This is a genomic window from Nonomuraea guangzhouensis (assembly GCF_019396345.1).
Taxonomy (GTDB): Bacteria; Actinomycetota; Actinomycetes; order Streptosporangiales; family Streptosporangiaceae; genus Nonomuraea; species Nonomuraea guangzhouensis.
The window spans coordinates 180,854-198,294 of sequence record NZ_JAHKRM010000021.1; the positions used below are offsets into that span (position 1 = coordinate 180,854).

At 69.4% G+C, this 17,441-nt stretch carries 18 protein-coding genes; 10 read left to right on the top strand and 8 right to left on the bottom strand.

Translation table 11 applies throughout. The features are described 5' to 3' along the window. Window positions 1–129: 129 nt before the first annotated feature. Window positions 130–1,674 carry an efflux RND transporter periplasmic adaptor subunit gene (locus KME78_RS38060; RefSeq protein WP_219534310.1) on the top strand — a complete coding sequence of 515 codons (1,545 nt, stop codon included), beginning with the start codon at window positions 130–132 and terminating at the stop codon, window positions 1,672–1,674. A 155-nt stretch (window positions 1,675–1,829) separates the two neighbouring features. On the opposite strand, the gene KME78_RS38065 is transcribed toward KME78_RS38060, so the two are convergent. From KME78_RS38065 to KME78_RS38075, 3 genes are all read right to left on the bottom strand, one after another. After that, window positions 1,830–3,353 carry an alkaline phosphatase D family protein gene (locus KME78_RS38065; protein ID WP_219534311.1) on the bottom strand — a complete coding sequence of 508 codons (1,524 nt, stop codon included), beginning with the start codon at window positions 3,351–3,353 and terminating at the stop codon, window positions 1,830–1,832. Window positions 3,354–3,446: 93 nt separating this feature from the next. After that, entirely contained in the window at window positions 3,447–4,028 is a 582-nt protein-coding gene (locus KME78_RS38070; RefSeq protein ID WP_219534312.1) for an HAD family hydrolase, read from the bottom strand. Continuing rightward, window positions 4,025–4,843, bottom strand: coding sequence for a hypothetical protein (locus KME78_RS38075; protein ID WP_219534313.1), 819 nt, complete (start codon window positions 4,841–4,843; stop codon window positions 4,025–4,027). The genes KME78_RS38070 and KME78_RS38075 overlap by 4 nt, the downstream gene beginning before the upstream one ends. Before the next feature lie 142 nt (window positions 4,844–4,985). Between KME78_RS38075 and KME78_RS38080 the strand changes: the two genes are divergently transcribed. After that, window positions 4,986–5,273: a helix-turn-helix domain-containing protein gene (locus KME78_RS38080; protein WP_219534314.1), complete on the top strand. Its 288-nt coding sequence runs from the start codon at window positions 4,986–4,988 to the stop codon at window positions 5,271–5,273. A gap of 5 nt (window positions 5,274–5,278) precedes the next feature. On the opposite strand, the gene KME78_RS38085 is transcribed toward KME78_RS38080, so the two are convergent. Next, window positions 5,279–6,088, bottom strand: a complete 810-nt coding sequence (locus tag KME78_RS38085; RefSeq protein ID WP_219534315.1) for a hypothetical protein — start codon at window positions 6,086–6,088, stop codon at window positions 5,279–5,281. A gap of 132 nt (window positions 6,089–6,220) precedes the next feature. Here KME78_RS38085 and arfB point away from each other — a divergent pair, with 132 nt between their 5' ends. Next, entirely contained in the window at window positions 6,221–6,628 is a 408-nt protein-coding gene (gene arfB / locus KME78_RS38090) for an alternative ribosome rescue aminoacyl-tRNA hydrolase ArfB (protein ID WP_219534385.1), read from the top strand. A gap of 12 nt (window positions 6,629–6,640) precedes the next feature. Here the strand turns inward: arfB and KME78_RS38095 are convergent, their stop codons facing one another. After that, complete coding sequence (locus KME78_RS38095; RefSeq protein WP_219534316.1) at window positions 6,641–7,204, bottom strand: NADPH-dependent FMN reductase; 564 nt, start codon at window positions 7,202–7,204, stop codon at window positions 6,641–6,643. A 119-nt stretch (window positions 7,205–7,323) separates the two neighbouring features. Here KME78_RS38095 and KME78_RS38100 point away from each other — a divergent pair, with 119 nt between their 5' ends. Beyond that, complete coding sequence (locus KME78_RS38100) at window positions 7,324–8,298, top strand: aldo/keto reductase (protein WP_219534317.1); 975 nt, start codon at window positions 7,324–7,326, stop codon at window positions 8,296–8,298. A gap of 21 nt (window positions 8,299–8,319) precedes the next feature. Here the strand turns inward: KME78_RS38100 and KME78_RS38105 are convergent, their stop codons facing one another. After that, window positions 8,320–9,240: an acyl-ACP desaturase gene (locus KME78_RS38105; RefSeq protein ID WP_443687876.1), complete on the bottom strand. Its 921-nt coding sequence runs from the start codon at window positions 9,238–9,240 to the stop codon at window positions 8,320–8,322. An 82-nt stretch (window positions 9,241–9,322) separates the two neighbouring features. Between KME78_RS38105 and KME78_RS38110 the strand changes: the two genes are divergently transcribed. Continuing rightward, window positions 9,323–9,790: an NUDIX domain-containing protein gene (locus tag KME78_RS38110; protein ID WP_219534318.1), complete on the top strand. Its 468-nt coding sequence runs from the start codon at window positions 9,323–9,325 to the stop codon at window positions 9,788–9,790. Here the strand turns inward: KME78_RS38110 and KME78_RS38115 are convergent. Both KME78_RS38115 and KME78_RS38120 read right to left on the bottom strand, forming a co-directional pair. Beyond that, on the bottom strand, window positions 9,753–10,376 hold the full coding sequence (locus tag KME78_RS38115; RefSeq protein ID WP_246652779.1) for a hypothetical protein: 624 nt from the start codon (window positions 10,374–10,376) through the stop codon (window positions 9,753–9,755). The genes KME78_RS38110 and KME78_RS38115 overlap by 38 nt on opposite strands. A 42-nt stretch (window positions 10,377–10,418) precedes the next feature. Next, complete coding sequence (locus KME78_RS38120) at window positions 10,419–11,207, bottom strand: HAD-IIA family hydrolase (RefSeq protein WP_219534320.1); 789 nt, start codon at window positions 11,205–11,207, stop codon at window positions 10,419–10,421. A gap of 53 nt (window positions 11,208–11,260) precedes the next feature. On the opposite strand from KME78_RS38120, the gene KME78_RS38125 reads away from it, so the two are divergent. From KME78_RS38125 to KME78_RS38145, 5 genes are all read left to right on the top strand, one after another. Further along, window positions 11,261–12,451: a M20 metallopeptidase family protein gene (locus KME78_RS38125; protein ID WP_219534321.1), complete on the top strand. Its 1,191-nt coding sequence runs from the start codon at window positions 11,261–11,263 to the stop codon at window positions 12,449–12,451. 133 nt (window positions 12,452–12,584) lie between these two features. Then, entirely contained in the window at window positions 12,585–13,547 is a 963-nt protein-coding gene (locus KME78_RS38130) for a zinc-dependent alcohol dehydrogenase family protein (protein ID WP_219534322.1), read from the top strand. A 151-nt stretch (window positions 13,548–13,698) separates the two neighbouring features. Then, window positions 13,699–15,522, top strand: a complete 1,824-nt coding sequence (locus KME78_RS38135; protein ID WP_219534323.1) for an ABC transporter substrate-binding protein — start codon at window positions 13,699–13,701, stop codon at window positions 15,520–15,522. 4 nt (window positions 15,523–15,526) lie between these two features. Next, window positions 15,527–16,534 carry an ABC transporter permease gene (locus tag KME78_RS38140; protein ID WP_219534324.1) on the top strand — a complete coding sequence of 336 codons (1,008 nt, stop codon included), beginning with the start codon at window positions 15,527–15,529 and terminating at the stop codon, window positions 16,532–16,534. Continuing rightward, window positions 16,531–17,439: an ABC transporter permease gene (locus KME78_RS38145; protein WP_219534325.1), complete on the top strand. Its 909-nt coding sequence runs from the start codon at window positions 16,531–16,533 to the stop codon at window positions 17,437–17,439. The genes KME78_RS38140 and KME78_RS38145 overlap by 4 nt, the downstream gene beginning before the upstream one ends. Window positions 17,440–17,441 lie beyond the last annotated feature (2 nt).

Consider the following 17,441-nt stretch of genomic DNA (forward strand, 5'->3'; position numbering starts at 1 on the left):
ACCAGTCTGCGCTACAGCCGCGAGCTAGCTGAAGGTTCGCTGACAAAGTCCACGCATCTGGCGACACACAGACAACTCTGAGCTGCCTCGCAGCCCCGTACTAACCTGCTCACGCCATGATGGGCCCCCATGAGACCGACTTTCCCGCCTAAGGCGCTCAAGCTAGGCGGGCTCGCCCTTGCCGTCCTGGTGGCCGGCTCCGGCCTGGTGCTGGCGCTCCGCGACGATCCGGAGCCCACCGCCCAGGTACGGCTGGCAGCCGCCAAGCGGGGCGTCGTCACCGCCTCGGTCACGGCCGCGGGCAACACCGTGGACGGCTCGCGGCGCGACCTGGGATTCGGCGGCTCCGGAACGGTGACCAAGGTCTACGTCAAGGTCGGCGCCAAGGTGAAGAAGGGGCAGGTGCTGGCCCGGGTGGACGGCACGGCGGCGCGTGAGGGCTACACGGCCGCCGCCGCCGACCTAGCCGCCGCCGAGGAGGCCCTGGAGACCGCCTCGACCGCCGCCACCAGCACGGCCACGTGCTCGCCGAGCAGCGGCGGCACGTCCGCCTCTGTTGTGGGGGCGGTCGCGGCCAAGGGCGCTTTCGGGCCTTCGGCGGTGCCCATCGCAGACGCCACCACCACGCTCACGCCGGCCACGACGCCGACCCCCCGGCCCACCTGGACGCCGTCCCCGGAGCCCACGCCGAGCGGCCACGAGCCGCAGCCCACGGTCACGGTGACCGTCACGGCGACGGCGACCGTCACCGCGACCGTGACGGCCACCCCGGACGGCGGCCGGCCGTCGGCCTCGCCGACCGGCACCGCCACCGGCAAGCCCTCCGCCAAACCGTCCGCCAAACCCACAGGCAAGTCCTCCGCCAAGCCGACCGGCAAGGCCACGGGCAAGCCCACAGGTAAGGCCACGGGGAAGCCCACCGGCAAGCCCGGCGCCTCGGGCAGGCCCACCGGAAAGGCCACGCCGGGAGCCCGCCAGTCCCAGGGCGGCAGCCCCTGCGCCGGCGCGAACGGCAAGGGCGGCATCAGCGAGGACCAGGCCGGCGCGAACGTGGACCGCGCCCAGGCCGCCCTTGAGCAGGCCGCCGACGAGGTACGCGGCACCCGGATCGTGGCCCCCGCCTCGGGCACGGTCCTGTCGGTTGCCGGATCGGTCGGCGACACGGCGGGCACCAGCACGTTCATCAGCCTCGGCGACCTGAACGAGCTCCAGGTCGACGCGCTGGTCACCGAATCCGACGTGAACAAGCTCAAACTCGGCCAGGAGGCGAGCATCACCCTGGCCACGCGCGGCTCGGAGAAGTACGCGGGCAAGGTCACCCGCATCGCGCCGACCGCCACGGTGAGCGACAAGCTCGTCCGCTACTCGGTGACGCTCGCCTTCGACCAGCCGCCGCGCGGGCTGATGCTCGGGCAGACGGCCTCGGTGTCGGTGACGACGGGCACGGCCAACGACGGGATCTACGTGCCGGCCGAGGCGGTGAAGAGCCGCGCGGACGGTACGACTGTGGTGACCGTGCGCTCGGGCGGGCACGACTCGGCGCGGGTGGTGCGTACGGGGGTGCGCGGGGACCAGTACGTGGAGATCACCTCGGGGCTGAGCGAGAGCGATCAGGTGGTGATGGCGGGCAGCGCCACGGGCGAGTTCCCGGACACCAGCTGGCCGGAGAGCTGACGGCCCCGGCCGGGCCACCTCGGTGGCTCGGCCGCTTCTGCGTTGAGCGAACCCTCAGCCCTTTCCCAGCGGACGTTCAGCTTCGGGCGCGGGAGACGGGCGTGGGTTCAGGGTCGGACGCCCGAGACGGCCGGGATCGACCGGTGGGTTCAGGTTCAGGTTCGGGCGTGGGCGGTGGCGGGGATCGTGAGGCTGTGGGCGGTCTTGGCGGGGGCGCCCTTGCGGGAGATGTAGTCCAGCGTCCGGTAATCGACGGAAATATCGTCACGAGTGACCTTGGCCATGATGTAGCCCCGCCGCTGGTCGATGTAGGAGATGTGCGGGTTCTCCTGCAACGCCTCGGCGATCCACGTCTTGTCCCGATACCCGTCCCCGTCGCTGGCGATCGACGAGGTCACCAGTTCCCTGGCCACCACGGGCGAGTCGGGGTCGTCGAAGTCGGTCTTGAGGTCGGCCAGGTGGTGCATGTGGGCGTCGCCGGTCAGCACGACCGGGTTCGAGGTGCCGGACAGCGAGCCCAGCAGGCGGGTCCGCTCGGCGGCGTACCCGTCCCATGAGTCCAGGTTCACCTCGCGGCCCGGCCCCACCTTGTAGTCGCGCTGCGCCATCAGGATCTGCTGCCCGAGCAGGTTCCACCGGGTCCCGGACTCGCGCAGGCCGTCCTCCAGCCAGCGCCACTGGTCGGCGCCCAGCAGCGAGCGCTTGGCCGCCAGCCGGTCGTCGCACCCGGCGCGTACCCCGTCCAGGCACGCCTGGTCGTCACGGAACTGCCGCGTGTCGAGCAGGTGGAAGCGGGCCAGCGAGCCCCACGAGACGCGCCGGTTCACCCGCAGCACCGCGCCCTGCACACTGGCCCGGCGCAGCGGCATGTTCTCGTAGTACGCCCGGAAGGCGTCCGCCCGGCGCCGGGCGAAGGCCGGGGCGGGGGCGCCGGTGCTGGAGACGGACCCGGCCCAGTTGTTCTCCACCTCGTGGTCGTCGAAAGCCACCAGCCACGGCGCCACCGCGTGCGCCCGCTGGAGGTCGTGGTCGCTCTTGTACTGGGCGTGCCGCAGCCGGTAGTCGGCCAGCGTCTCGCACTTGCCCGGCGTGTGTGTACGGACCCGCCCGGCCAGCGCGGTGTAGCCGCTCGGGCCGTACTCGTACATGTAGTCGCCGAGGAACACCACCAGTTCGGGCTCCTGCTCGGCCAGCCGCCGGTAGGCGGTGTAGTAGCCGTGCTCGTAGTGCGCGCACGCGGCGACCGCGAAGCTCAGCGGCGTCTCGCCCGTCGGCGTGGTCCTGGTGCGGCCGGCGGGCGAGAGCCTGCCTTCACTCCTGAACCGGTAGAAGTAGTCGCGTCCCGGCTCCAGGCCCGCGACCTCGACGTGGACGCTGTGCGCGGCGCCCGGCCGGGCCTCGGCCGTACCGGATCTGACGATCGACGAGAAACGCTCGTCGGTGGCGACCTGCCAGTCGACGTCCACGCCGCGAGAGGGCATGCCGCCGCGGCCGTCTCCGGACAGGGGGTTCGGGGCGAGGCGGGTCCAGAGGACGAAGCCGTCGGTCGACGGGTCTCCGGAGGCCACGCCGAGGGTGAAGGGATCGGTCTTGAGGGTTCGGGTCTGCTGGGCTTCGGCCTGCTGGGACGGCAACAGGAAGGTCACTGCCGCCGCGGCGAGGAAGGATCTGCGGTCCACGGTCCAGGTATGTCCACCCTGGCTGACCCGGTCGTGACTGCGGAGTCAAGGCTGGATGAACAGCACCGGTCCTCCTCCTCCCGCCGCAGCGTGTCACGCCTCGAGCGTCTCTCGCAGTGCCTCGGCGGAGGTGAACCGGACGCCCGTCATGCCCGCGCGCTCGGCCCCGGCCACGTTCTCGGCCCGGTCGTCGATGAACACGATCTCGGCCGGGTCGGCGTCGAGCTCGGCCGCCAGCCGGTCGAAGATCTCCCGGTCCGGCTTCACCAGGCCCATCCTGCCGCTGTAGAAGCGCTGCTCGATGGCCGCGATCCAGGGCAGCCCGTCCAGGCCGTCGGCCACGCAGGCGGGCGCGTTGGACAGCAGGGCCACGTCACCGCCACGGTCGAGGAGATCGTTCAGGATGGCGACCGTGCCCTCGTCGGGGTAGGCCCAGCTCGCCACGTCCATCGCGACCAGCCGGGCGATCTCGGCGATGGCGGCCGGCCGGCCGAGGACCGCCGACCAGTAGGCGGCCGGGGTCAGCGACGCCCGGTCGAACTCCAGGCGGTGCTCCCAGTAGCGCCGCTTGAACGCCTCGGGATCGGTGTTGACCGCCCGGGCCATCTCGTCGGCGTCGGACTCGGGCTGAGGCAGGGACAGCACACTGCCGTAGTCGAAGACAATCCACGTCATGGCAGGAATGGTCGCAGATGCGGGTCGAGCGCCGGGCAACCCAGGTATTTCTCGGCGGTGTGAAAGTCGATCCAGTCGAGATTGACCTGTTCCTCCACGTCCACGCCGGTGAAGCTGCCGTGCAGATCGGCGGGGATGGCGGCGATGTCGTCCTTGTCGGCGATGTTCACCCAGCGTTTGACGCCCGTGGGCCGCCGGCCGAGGCCGTTGATCGGGGCGGGCAGGAGGCGTTCGAAGACCACGTTGCGCATGCCGAGCGGGCTGCCGAGGGTGAGCAGCAGCTCGACCTCGAGGTCGGGGTTGGCCCAGAGCGTCTCGTAGGCCACGACGCTGCCCAGCGAATGGGCGATCACCACCCGCGGACTGTGCTTCCTGATCGCGTCGCGGACGGCCTCCTGGCAGCGCACGCGCCTGGCCGGGTCGGTCAGGTACGCCGCCACCTCCGGCGCGAACAGCGACGCGAACGCCGCCGACCTGCTGTCGAGCCGGGTGAGCAGCCAGCCGGTGAACATCTTGAGCGCTCCGGTGAAGCGCTCGCCCACGTTCAGGTTTCTGGCCCAGTCGACGAGCACCTGCTGCGCGGGGGCCGGCAGGGCCGCGAACGCCTGCGGGCCCTGCTCGGGCTGCCCGTCGTGCAGCAGGTGGGAGAAGTAGGCCACCTCGCTGAAGTAGTCGCGGCTCTCTCCCCCGAGCGCCGCATGCAGGTAGCGGTCCCACTTGAGGCGCATCGCCTCCGCCGCCCCCGTCGCCGAGTTGCCCGCCGCCACGTAGTAGTTGTACTTGCCGATCCCGTGCACGCCGACGATGCCCGCCACAGCGCCTCCCCATTCACCCCGTGATTCCCGGCGATAGTGACACACCTCACTTGCAGTTCGCATGCAGGTTTAGGCTTGCCTAAAGGTTTAGGTAGAGCTAAAGTGAAGAGACAAGGAACCGAGCGCTGAGAGCGAGACCGAGATGGCCTTTCGCCGGAGCACGCCCGAAGAGGTGAGTCCGGGCAGTCTCGCCCAGGACGCCGTCGACGAGATCACCTGGTATATGCGGGAGCACAAGATGTCCCGTGCTGATCTGGCCGCTTCAATGGGCGTTTCGCCGGGCAGGGTGAGCCAGATCCTGTCGGGAGACGAGAACCTCACGCTCCGCACACTCGGTGCCGTCGTCAAGGCGCTCGGCGCCCGCATCGAGTTCACGCTCAGCGAGGCCGAGGAGGAGTCCATCCTGCTCGTCGAAGAGACTCAGAGGTAGAGGACTCACGGGTGGGGCCTGAGCGGCGCGGCGATCCGTGACCGCGCCGGCGGCACGAACCTGGGCAGCGACCGATACCCGGCCCGATAGGCCGAGGCCAGCAGTCGCAGGACGTCGCTCTCCGCGTCATGCCGGAGGATGCCGTGTAACCGGGTCAGGTCATTGACATACCGCTCATACCTTGCCAGTCGCGTCTGCCGGGAGCCGCGCAACGCGGTGATCACCTTGGAGCGTGGCGCCCCGTCCTCGATCAGCGCCGCCACGTCCAGCCGCCGTTCGATCGCGTCCAGCCGGGCGTGCACCCGTTCCTTCCTGCGCTCCTCCGGTGAGAGGCGCTCGCCGATGCGCTCGTGGTAGCGGTGGGCGGCCATGCTCAACTCGTACACGCTCCACGAATCGTCCACCCGCCGCTCGCACCAGCGCCGCTGGTCCTCGGCCATCGCCTGGTCGAGCCGGGCCAGCAGCGACACCAGCCAGAACGTCGCCGCCTCCTTGGCCAGCGAGCGCCGCTCGTCCTCGCGGGAGCGCATCTGGCTCAGCCACAGTCCGCCCGGCGCGGCGGCGCCCAGCACCGTGGACAGAGAATTGCCCAGCAGCGCACCGCTCACCAGTGCCACACCGGAGGAGACCAGGCCGGTCAGCAGGATGATGACGACCGCCAGCCACCAGCCTGCGGGGCCGAAGGGCCGGCCCCTGCCCTGGCAGCGGAGCAGGAGGAATCCCGTGGCGGAGGCTATGGCCAGTGGCACCGTCAGCGCTATCTGTCCCGGCGTCACGTGCATCACGGAATCGGCCGCCGCTGTCACGTGCACCACGGAATCGGCCTCCCCCACAGATCGTTGTCTCCATAATCGCAGCGACCTCCGTTATTGGAAATGCCGTTGCATTAGGGATATGTCGCTCAGATACGGTGACATTCCACGTTGAAGGAACAGGAGTACCCCGACATGCCCGGCCCGCTGGTCGTCAACGACTCGGTCGTCATCCCGGACGCCGAGCTCGTCTGGCGTTTCTCCCGCTCTTCCGGCCCGGGCGGCCAGGGCGTCAACACCACCGACAGCCGGGTGGAACTCGTCTTCGACGTCTCCGCCACGACGGCTCTGTCACCGGCGCTCAAGGCCCGCGCCCTCGACCGGCTGGGCGCACCCACGATCACCATCGCCGCGTCGGAGTACCGCTCCCAGCTGCGCAACCGCGAGGCCGCCGAACAGCGCCTGGCCCAGCGCATCCGCGAGGCCATCGCGCCCCCGCCCAAGCGCCGCCGCGCCACCAAGCCCAGCCGGGGCTCGGTCGAGCGCCGCATCGCCACCAAGAAGCTCCGCTCCGACGTCAAGCGCCTGCGCCGCAGCCCCTGACCCGGGGACCGGCTATGCCGAAGGGCCCGTCAGGACGAGCCGGCCCGAGAACACCGGCCGCACGGTGAGCGGCACGGGGCAGAGCTGGCCGACGATCTCCCGTACCTGATCGCGCAGGTAGAGGGCCGTCAGACGGCCCTGGTCGTCGAAGTGCGGGCAGGTGGGCGAGAGCACCAGTTCGCTGCCCATCACGACCGCGCCCGCGCCGGTGAGCTCCTTGAACAGCTCGGCCTGCGCCCACATGGCGCCACAGGCGCGCACGCTGGCGCTCATCACGGCGACGCGCTTGCCCGCCAGGCGCCCGCCGGCCGCCATCCAGCGCAGCATGTGGCCCAGCTCAGCCGGGAGCAGGCTGTGCTCGGGCGCGGTGAGCAGCACCGCGTCGCACTCGTCGACCTTGCGGAGCAGGCCCGCCACCGGCTCGGGTACGGGGCCGAGCGCGTGGGGCGGAACCGCGCCGAGTCCCCGCCAGCACTCCAGGCGCACCCCCGGGGGCAGCTCCCTGCCCGTTGCCTCCAGCAATTTGTTGATAAATGATCCCGCGTGGAGGCTCGCGGCGATCCCGAAAATTTTCACCCTTCACTCCTAGAGATGTTGATGTGTTGCCCGTAGTCGGGAACCTTCCCGATGTCGGGGATGTCCAAGACCAGCTCCGGGTCAAGGGGAAGCACTGGCTTTGCCGGATGATGATCCCCATGGAATACACACGCGTGGGCGGCTCGGGCCTGAAGGTGTCGCGGATCGGCCTGGGCATGATGAGCTTCGGCGATCCGGCGGACTCGCCCTGGTTCCTGCCCGAGGAGGCCGCCGAGCCGATCGTGCGCCGGGCGGTGGACGGCGGGGTGACCTTCTTCGACACCGCCGACATGTACTCCGGCGGCGTCAGCGAGGAGATCACCGGCAGCCTGCTGCGCAGGTTCTTCGATCGCCGCGACGACTACGTGCTGGCGACCAAGGTCGGCTTCCCGATGGGCGAGGGGGCCAACGACCGGGGCCTGTCGCGCAGGCACATCCTGGACTCGATCGACGCCTCGCTGCGCCGGCTGGGCACCGACCACGTGGACCTGTACCAGATCCACCGCTGGGACGACGAGACGCCCGTCGAGGAGACCATGCGGGCGCTGCACGACGTGGTCAAGGCGGGCAAGGCCCGCTACATCGGCGCTTCCCTCATGTACGGCTGGCAGCTGGCCAAGGCGCAGCACGCGGCGAAGGCGGCGGGTCTGACCCGGTTCGTATCGATGCAGACCCGCTACAACCTCGCCTACCGGGAGGAGGAGCGCGAGGTGCTCCCCTACTGCGCCGACCAGGGCCTGGGCGTGCTGCCGTACAGTCCGCTCGCCCGCGGTCTGCTGGCCGGCGGGGAGGGGCGGGCCACCACCAGGGCGGCCCACGAGGACCGGGCGCCCGAGGACGAGGGGATCGTGGCGGCCCTGCGGGCCGTCGCCGGGGAGCGTGGCGTGCCGCCCGCGCGGGTGGCGCTGGCCTGGCTGCTCGGCAAGAGGCCCGGGAACGGCAACGGCGGCGTCGCCGCGCCGATCGTGGGGGCGACGCGCCCCGGCCAGCTGGACGACGCGCTGGCCGCCGTGGACCTCGTCCTCACCGCGGAGGAGGAGGCCCGCCTGGAGGCGCCGTACCGGCCGCGCGAGCCGTTCGGCTACGGCTGGTGATCACCTCCAGGGCTTGCTCGATCATCGCGTGGCGGCGCGTGCCTTGCGCTCGGCCCTGCGCTCGACGAACCTGGCCGCCGTCGTCTCGGTCTTGGCCAGGAACGCGGCCAGCTCCTCGCGGGCCTGCTCGCCGCCCGCGTCGAGGCCGGTCTTGTCGAACACGGCCCACTGCTTCAGGACCGGCATGAGCACGTCGTCGAGGTGCAGGCGCAGGTCGTAGATGCCCTCGTGGGCGATGATCATGGCCTTGCGGGTGAAGCCCTCGATGGTGGAGCCGGGCATCTGGAAGGTTTTGACGACGTCGGTCACGGCGCGCATGGTCTGGTTGGGGTCCAGCTCGAAGGCGGCCTTGAGCAGGTTGCGGTAGAAGAGCATGTGCAGGTTCTCGTCGGCGGCGATCCGGGCCAGCAGCCGCTCGCAGCCCTCGTCGCCGGAGGCCCGGCCGGTGTTGCGGTGCGCGATGCGGGTGGCCAGTTCCTGGAAGGAGACGTAGGCGAGCTGCTGGAGCATGGTGCCGTACTCGGTGGCGAAGCCCGCCTCCATATGCGCCATGCGGGCCCGCTCCAGCGCGACCGGGTCGACCGCGCGCGTCACCGTGAGGTAGTCGCGGATCGCGACGCCGTGCCGGCCCTCCTCGGCGGTCCAGCGGTGCACCCAGGTGCCCCAGGCGCCGTCACGGCCGAACGTCGTGGCGATCTCGTGGTGGTAGCTGGGCAGGTTGTCCTCGGTGAGGAGGTTGACGATGAGCGAGACCCGGGCGGCCTCGGGAAGCTTCGAGTCGCCGTCCTGCCATGCCTCGCCGCCGTAGACGCCGTCGAAGTCGCGGCCTTCGCTCCACGGAATGTACTCGTGGGGGAACCACTCTTTCGCCATGGCGTTATGGCGGTCCAGCTCCCCGGCGACCACGGGCTCCAGCTCGTGCAGAAGTTCCGTCTGAGTCATCGCCATCAAGATCGTCTCCCTGTAGTTACGGTACCGTAAGTTAGGCTACCCGAAGGTCACGGCGGCCAAATAGGGTGACCTTATGCGACCAAGTGTCCGGGGCGTCCTACTCGATCACGACGAGCGACTGATGATCTTCCGGCGGACGGTGCCGGGGCGCCAGGTCTACTGGTCGGTGCCCGGCGGCCACGTCGAGCCACAGGACGCGAGCCTGGAGCACACGCTGCACAGGGAGCTGCTGGAGGAGCTGGGCGCGACCGTCTCGAGCGTGACGCCACTGACCACGGTCACCTATCCGTGGCAGGGCGGGATCAAGACCCAGCACGTGTACGGCTGCCGCCTGGTCGCCATGGATCCGGCCCTGCGTCACGGGCCCGAGCTGGAGGACCCGTCGCGCGGCGAGTACGAGGTCGTGCGGTTACCGCTGCGCGAGACGGAGATCACCTCCCGGCACGTCGTCCCCGAGGCCGTGGCCGCCTACCTGTCGCGCAACATCAGCGCGCTGCCGCGCCTCATCGGCGATCCTCGATCTCCCACAGATGGTCGATGACGTGCCAGGCCGTCCGCCGCATGGCGTAGGCGGGCGGCCAGCCGGTGGTCTGCGGCGGCTGCCATGGACGTGACAGCACCTCGGCGAGCTCCTCGCGCATGGCGTCACGGTCCTCCCGGCTCTTGTACGGCTTGTGCCGTACGTCCACCTTCCTGGCGTAGGCGCGCTCGGCGTTCTCGACGTGCTCCATGACCTTCGACAGATCGCGCCCGCCGCCCCGCGGCCCCTTGCGCAGGTCCTCCGGCGACTCGGCGGAGACCTCGTCGAACAGCTCCCAGGCGGCGCGCAGCAGCGCCACCCAGCGGCCCGCGGTCTCGGCGTCGACCGGCGCCTGGTCCAGCTCGGGGATCGCGAACGGCGCGCCGAAGTCGGTCATCTCGCTGCCCGGCTCGCGGGCGACCACCACGGGATCACCCGGCTCGAACCGGAGCCCGGCCCGCCCGGCGATCACCCGGTAGCGCGGCACGTACTCCATGAGCAGGTCGATGGCCGCCTCCTCGCCCTTGGCCACGCGGCACCAGCCGGGCCACTCCAGCGAACAGGCGAAGACCTTCTTCGGGCCGACCTCCAGATAGATGCGCGTCATGCGGACGACCCTCCCAGGCATACCTGTCAACCGGCGTCAGGTTCAGATCAGCTCGATGAGATCCGCCACCGAGTCGACGACCAGCGAGGGCCGGTAGGGGAAGCGGTCGATCTGGTCGCGCTGGGTCACGCCGGTGAGCACCAGGATGGTGTAGAGCCCGGCCTCCATCCCGCACACGATGTCGGTGTCCATCCGGTCGCCGATCATCGCGGTGGTCTCGCTGTGGGCCTCGATCTCGTTGAGCGCGCTGCGCATCATCCGCGGGTTGGGCTTGCCGACGAAGTAGGGCTCGACCGAGGTGGCCTTGGTGATCATCGCGGCGACCGCGCCGCAGGCGGGCAGCGAGCCCTCGGTGGACGGGCCGATCGGGTCGGGGTTCGTGGCGATGAAGCGGGCGCCGCCCTCGATGAGGCGGATGGCCCGGGTGATCTGCGTGAAACTGTAGGTGCGGGTCTCACCGAGCACCACGTAGTCGGGGTCGAGGTCGGTCAGCACATAGCCGACCTCGTGCAGCGCGGTGGTCAGCCCGGCCTCGCCGATCACGTAGGCGGAGCCGCCCGGCCGCTGGTCGTGCAGGAACTGGGCGGTGGCCAGCGCCGAGGTCCAGATCGACTCGGCGGGCACCTCGAGGCCGGCGGCGGCCAGCCGTACCGAAAGGTCGCGCTGGGTGTAGATGGAGTTGTTGGTCAGCACCCGGAATTTCTTGCCGGACTCGCTGAGCTTTTTGATGAACACGTCGGCGCCCGGGACCGGCCTGCCTTCGTGCACGAGCACGCCGTCCATGTCGGAAAGCCAGGAATCGATCCGTTTACGCTGAGTCACCCGGCCCATCGTACAGAGTGTCCTATATCGACTTCCTGACTGGCACATGAAGAATGTTCTTCATGTCGTTCACTGAATCCGCGCGGGACATGCGGGACGATCTCGTCCGGCTGCGCCACTCGCTGCACACCACTCCGGAGATCGGCCTCACGCTGCCGCGTACCCAGGAGAAGGTCCTCACGGCGCTCGACGGGCTGCCTCTGGAGATCACCACCGGTAAGGCGCTCAGCTCGGTCACCGCCGTGCTCAGGGGCGGCCGGCCGGGCCCCGCCGTACTTCTGCGCGGTGACATGGACGCGCTGCCGGTCGCCGAACGCAACGACCTGCCCTACCGCTCGCAGATCGACGGGCAGATGCACGCGTGCGGCCACGACCTGCACACCACCATGCTCGCGGGCGCCGCGCACCTGCTCAGCGCGCGGCGCGAGGAACTGGCCGGGGACGTCATCTTCATGTTCCAGCCGGGCGAGGAGGGCCATGAAGGCGCCAAGTACATGATCGAGGAGGGCGTGCTGGACGCGGCGGGCGCGCGGCCCGTGGCGGCGTACGGGCTGCACGTCGTCTCGTCGATGCTGCCCCAGGGCCTGTTCGCCTCCCGGCCGGGGCCGCTCATGGCCGCGGCCGACGTGTTCAAGGTGACGGTGAAGGGGCGCGGCGGCCACGGCGCCAGCCCGCATCGCGCGCTCGACCCGATCCAGGCGGGCTGCGAGATGGTGGCGTCGCTGCAGACGATGGTGACCAGGTCGTTCGACGTGTTCGACCCGGTGCTGGTCACGGTCGGGTCCTTCCACGGGGGCACGGTCGACAACGTGATCCCGGACGAGGCGCGCTTCGAGGCGACGCTGCGCACGTTCTCGGCGGCCAACCGGACGCTGGCGAAACGGCGGCTGGTGGAGGTGGTCGAGGGGGTCGCGGCCGCGCACGGGCTGTCGGTCGAGACGTCGTTCGGGATGGGGTACCCGGTCACCGTGAACGATGCCACCGAGACGGAGTTCGTCTCCAGGACGGCGGAGGAGCTGTTCGGGCCCGGGCGGTTCCTCGTCACACCGCAGCCGGTGATGGGGTCGGAGGACTTCTCGTACGTGCTGGAGAACGTCCCGGGGGCGTTCGCCTTCCTGGGGGCCTGCCCGCCGGACCGCGATCCGGCGGTCGCGCCGTACAACCACTCCCCGGAGGCGCAGTTCGACGACGCCGTCCTGCCGGACGGCGCCGCCCTGTACGCCACTCTCGCCCAGTCCCGGCTGGCGTCCTGAAACTTTTTTACGGCCAGCATGGGCCGGCCCCACCCACCGACCGTGGCGGGGCCCTGTCCAGGGGAACGCTCCTCAGGTGGGATTAGCTGAGCGCCGTGACGTGCGCGTTGTCGACCGTCTGAGGAGGTTTCCGATGAAGGCCTGGATTCCGGACCCGGCCCGGCTGCTGATCATGGTGGACAAGCCCATACCAGAGCCGGGGATGGGTGAGGTGCTGGTCCAGGTCGAGGCCTGTGGGGTGTGCCGGACCGACCTGCACCTGATCGAAGGGGACCTGGCGCCCCGGCACCCGGGGATCTCGCCCGGCCATCAAGTCGTCGGGCGCGTGGTCAGCGGCGACGGGGACATCGGCGGGCGGGTCGGGGTCGCCTGGCTCCGGTGGACGTGCGGCGCCTGCCGGTACTGCCTGGCGGGTAAAGAGAATCTTTGCCCTTCGTCCGCCTACACCGGGTGGGACGCCGACGGCGGTTACGCAGAGTATCTGACCGTGCCCGCCGCCTACGTCTATCCCCTGCCCGAAGACCTGCCCGCCGAGACGCTGGCACCCCTGCTGTGCGCGGGGATCGTGGGCTATCGGGCGCTGCTGCGCGCCGAGGTGCCGGAGGGCGGGCGGCTCGGGGTCTACGGGTTCGGGGCGTCCGCCCATCTGACCGCCCAGGCGGCGATCGCCCATGGGGCCGTCGTCCACGTGGTGACCAGGTCCGCCGCCGCCAGGGAGCTGGCCCTGCGACTGGGCGCGGCGTCCGCCGGAGACAGGCCGCCCGAGCCGCTGGACGCGGCGATTCTGTTCGCGCCCGTAGGCGATCTGGTGCCCACCGCGCTGGAGGCGCTCGACCGGGGCGGCACGCTGGCCGTGGCCGGGATCCACCTCACCGACATCCCCACGCTGAACTACCAGCGCCACCTCTTCCAGGAACGGACGCTACGGAGCGTGACCGCCAACACCCGGGCCGACGGACGGGAATATTTCGACCTGGCACTCGGGCATCCGCCCCACGTGACGACGGCGCCCTACACCTTCGACAGGGCCGACGTAGCGCTCCGTGATCTGGCAGACGGGCAGGTCAACGGGGCTGCGGTCCTTATGCTGGATTGATGGCGCCGAGCTCCATCAAGAAGCCTATGAAGAAAAATTACATTACCCTCACAACATCTGGAGATTATTGACGTGACCTGTGCGTGACCGTAGGGTCCGGGCTAATCCCCCGCGATCCTCAACAGGTCCGAGACATCCCCCGGAGCGGTACATGAAGCGACTAGCAGCGGTAGTAGCGTTGCTGGGCCTGGCCACTGCCACAGCGTGCAGCAGTGGCTCCACCAACAAGTCCAGCTCGGGCGGTGGTGGCGGGCTCTTCACCACAATCGACGTCAACCGGCCGGGCCTCGATGCGAGTGCGCCGGCCAACCCGTACAACCCGAAGGGCAACTCCTTCTCGGGCTTCAACTCGATGCGCATCGCGTGGGTCAAGAACCACCTGACGGATCCCAACCAGGCTCTGCCCGGCATCGCCGCGAGCTGGGAGATCGCTCCGGACAACTCGTCCATCACGCTGAAGCTTCAGCCCAACGCCAAGTGGTCGGACGGCAAGCCGGTCACCGCCGAGGACGTCAAGATGTCCATCGGCATCGCGTACACGCAGGGCAGCACGGCCTTCTCGGTCACGCCCGGCGCGGCGGGCGCCGCCGCCGAGGTCACCGTCGTGGACCCGCAGACGCTGAAGATCACGCAGGACATGGCCAACCCCAGTCCGAAGTTCGCCCGCGGCGTGCTCGACACGGCGGTTCTGCCCGCCCACGTCTGGAGCAGCGTTCTTCCGGCGGACTTCTGGGACAAGCTCAAGGCCGCCCGTGGCGAGGGCGCGGAGGCCGAGAAGGCCCGCGAGGAGATCACCGCCCTGGGGCAGAAGGTGCTCACCTTCGCGCCGCCCAAGGACGTCTCCGCCGGCCCGTTCGTGCTGGAGCGGGTCAACCCCGGCGAGGCGCTGCTGGTCAAGAACAAGAGCTTCTTCAACGCCGCCAATGTGGCTCCGGCGCAGGTGAAGTTCCTCAACTACACCGGCAACGAGCAGATCTGGAACTACCTCACCGCCGGCAAGCTCGACGCCTCCGGGTTCGTCGCCGCTCCCACGGACGTGATGAACCGGATCAAGGCGGCCCCGGGCAGTGAGGTCATCAAGGGCTATTCGCCGGTGGCCGTGAGCATGGCCTTCAACCAGTCCAAGAAGCCGTACGACAACGTGCACGTGCGCCGGGGCCTGGCCTACCTCATCGACCGCGACCAGGTCACCAAGGTCGCCTCGCCCGAGGGTGGCACGCCGGCCATCACCACCACCGGCATCCACCAGAAGGCCGCGCAGGCCTGGATCCCCGACACGCTGCCGAAGCTCGATCCGTACAAGCCGGACGTGGCCAAGGCCGAGGCGGAGTTCAAGGACGCCGGCCTGACGAAGAAGGACGGCAAGTGGATGCTGGCCGACGGCAAGGCGTGGAAGGTGTCCATGCACGCGCCGGCCGGCTTCTCCGACTGGCTCTCGGCGCAGGAGAACATCAAGAGCCAGCTCATCAAGGCCGGCATCGACGCGGAGGTCGTGACCACCACGGACTACCCGCTCTACCTCGAGGAACTGTCGGCGGGCAAGTACGACGTGGGCTTCTGGCTCATGGCGCTCGGCCCCGCGCCGTATGACATCTTCCAGCGCCTCTACGGGGCCTCCAACGGCTGGACCAACGTCGCGGGCAAGATCGAGCACTCCCCGGCGGGCAAGGGCGGCAACTGGATGGGCGACCCCGAGCAGATCGAGGTCGACGGCGCCAAGATCAACCCGGGCGAGCTGACCGGCAAGCTCAACTCCGCCACCGAGGACCAGGCCAAGCCGATCATGGCGCAGCTGGCGACGGCGGCCAACCAGGACCTCCCGGTCATCCAGCTCTGGGACTACGTCAACAACCAGTTCGTCAACAACAGCCGATTCACCGGCTGGCCACACGACGACGAGATTCTCCGTCTCGGCACCGGCGTTCTCGCCTCTGGTGTGTGGATCCAGCTCGGCATGGTCAAGTCGAAGCAGTAAATTTATGATGATCATTACCCGGCGACTCGCGGGCCACCTGGCCCGCGGGTTCGTCATGATCCTGGTAGTCGCCACGATCAGCTTCTTCATCATCAACAACATCCCGGGCGACCCCATGGCCGCCCGCTACGAGAAGCTGGTCGAGGGGGGCATGGCGCCCGAGGCGGCCGCTCAGGCCGTCAAGGTGCTCTACGGGTTCCAGCCGACAGGCTCGCTCTGGCAGCAGTACACCGACTTCATGGGCGGCCTGCTCCACTTCGACCTCGGCGTCTCCGTCAGCAGGCCGGGCACTCCCGTGCTCGACGTGCTGACCGAAGCGGCCAAGTGGACCGTTCTACCGGTCCTGGTCGGCACCCTGCTCAGCTTCCTGGTCGGGGTCGTTCTCGGCGTGTACGCGGCGATCAAGCGCACGGGCAAGCTCGGCGACGCGCTGGCCATCTCCGGCTCGTTGCTGCACGGCATCCCGCAGTACGTGCTCGCGCTGCTGCTCGTGGTGATCTTCGCGACGCTGATCCCCATCCTGCCCGCGGACGGACCGGTGGACATCCTGTTCGATCCGGGCTTCAACGCCGGCTACATCGGCTCGCTCATCGAGCACGCCGTGCTGCCGGTCGTCACGTACGCGCTGTCGGCCTACGGCGGCTGGGTCCTGGCGATGAAGTCCAGCGTGGTCACCGTGCTGGGCGACGATTTCATCCTGGCCGCCGAGCTCCGGGGCATGAAGCGCTCGATCGTCTTCCGTTACATCGCGCGTAACGCGATCCTGCCGCTCTTCACGATCCTCGCCCTCTCCCTGGGGCTGCTCCTCGGTGGCGCCGTGTTCATCGAGAAGATCTTCAACTATCCGGGGCTGGGGCTGATGCTCATCGACAGCGTCAACGATCGCGACTACGCCCTGATGGGCGGCGCCTTCCTGCTGATCACCGCGTCGATCATCGTCGCGAACATCGTGGCCGACCTGTTCTACACGGTGATCGACCCACGGGTGCGGAGCGGAGAGGACGCGTCATGAGCGACACGCTGATCCCCGAGCCGACGATGTCCACCTCCGCGACCATGCGCCGGAACTTCTGGCTCGGCGTCTGGCGGGTGATGAAGCGCAAGCCCAGCCGGATGTTCGGTGTGATCATCATCGCCGGCTTCGCGTTCATGGGCGTCTTCGGGCCGATGTTCTTCCCGGCGCAGTTGCCGGACAATCCCAACGCCATCACCCAGCCGCCGAGCTGGGCTCACTGGTTCGGCACCGACCCTCAGGGCCGGGACGTGCTCGCGCTGGTCATCACCGGCTCGCGCTACGTCCTGCTGAGCGCCGCGGTGACCGCGCTCATCACGGTCGTCTTCGGTACCTCGCTCGGCCTGTTCTCCGGGTTCAAGCGGGGCCGCTGGGACACCGTGCTCATGCGGGTCACCGACATGAAGCTCACCATCCCCGGCCTGCCCCTGCTGCTGGTCCTGGCGACCGTCTGGAAGTTCGGCAGCCCGATCCAGATGGGCCTGGTGCTCGGCCTGCTGGGCTGGGGCGGCGTGGCGCGGGCGGTGCGCGCGCAGACCCTTTCCCTGCGTGAACGCGGCTTCATCGAGGCCGCGCGCGGCCTCGGCCTGTCCACGAGGCACATCATCAGCAAGGAACTGCTGCCCAGCATGGCGCCCTACATCGCGATGAACATGCTCATCGCGGTCACCGGCGCCGTCTACGCGCAGGTCGGCCTGTTCTTCCTCGGCGTCCTGCCCTATGAGTCGGACAACTGGGGTGTGATGCTCAATCTGGCCGTGTTCCAGGCAGGCGCCATGATCACCACGAACGCGCTCGGGTACCTGCTGGCGCCCCTGCTGGCGATCCTGCTGCTCACCCTGGGCATCGTGCTCGTGGTCGACGCCATGGACGAGATCTTCAACCCCCGGCTGCGTGAGGAGTAGCA

Bases quoted from the DNA above. Each gene is read 5' to 3' on its own strand.
- KME78_RS38060 (WP_219534310.1), top strand. From the start codon at position 130: ATGAGACCGACTTTCCCGCCTAAGGCGCTCAAGCTAGGCGGGCTCGCC.
- KME78_RS38070 (WP_219534312.1), bottom strand. From the start codon at position 4,028: ATGACGTGGATTGTCTTCGACTACGGCAGTGTGCTGTCCCTGCCTCAG.
- KME78_RS38080 (WP_219534314.1), top strand. From the start codon at position 4,986: ATGGCCTTTCGCCGGAGCACGCCCGAAGAGGTGAGTCCGGGCAGTCTC.
- arfB (WP_219534385.1), top strand. From the start codon at position 6,221: ATGCCCGGCCCGCTGGTCGTCAACGACTCGGTCGTCATCCCGGACGCC.
- KME78_RS38100 (WP_219534317.1), top strand. From the start codon at position 7,324: ATGGAATACACACGCGTGGGCGGCTCGGGCCTGAAGGTGTCGCGGATC.
- KME78_RS38105 (WP_443687876.1), bottom strand. From the start codon at position 9,240: ATGACTCAGACGGAACTTCTGCACGAGCTGGAGCCCGTGGTCGCCGGG.
- KME78_RS38110 (WP_219534318.1), top strand. From the start codon at position 9,323: ATGCGACCAAGTGTCCGGGGCGTCCTACTCGATCACGACGAGCGACTG.
- KME78_RS38115 (WP_246652779.1), bottom strand. From the start codon at position 10,376: ATGACGCGCATCTATCTGGAGGTCGGCCCGAAGAAGGTCTTCGCCTGT.
- KME78_RS38120 (WP_219534320.1), bottom strand. From the start codon at position 11,207: ATGGGCCGGGTGACTCAGCGTAAACGGATCGATTCCTGGCTTTCCGAC.
- KME78_RS38125 (WP_219534321.1), top strand. From the start codon at position 11,261: ATGTCGTTCACTGAATCCGCGCGGGACATGCGGGACGATCTCGTCCGG.
- KME78_RS38130 (WP_219534322.1), top strand. From the start codon at position 12,585: ATGAAGGCCTGGATTCCGGACCCGGCCCGGCTGCTGATCATGGTGGAC.
- KME78_RS38135 (WP_219534323.1), top strand. From the start codon at position 13,699: ATGAAGCGACTAGCAGCGGTAGTAGCGTTGCTGGGCCTGGCCACTGCC.
- KME78_RS38140 (WP_219534324.1), top strand. From the start codon at position 15,527: ATGATGATCATTACCCGGCGACTCGCGGGCCACCTGGCCCGCGGGTTC.
- KME78_RS38145 (WP_219534325.1), top strand. From the start codon at position 16,531: ATGAGCGACACGCTGATCCCCGAGCCGACGATGTCCACCTCCGCGACC.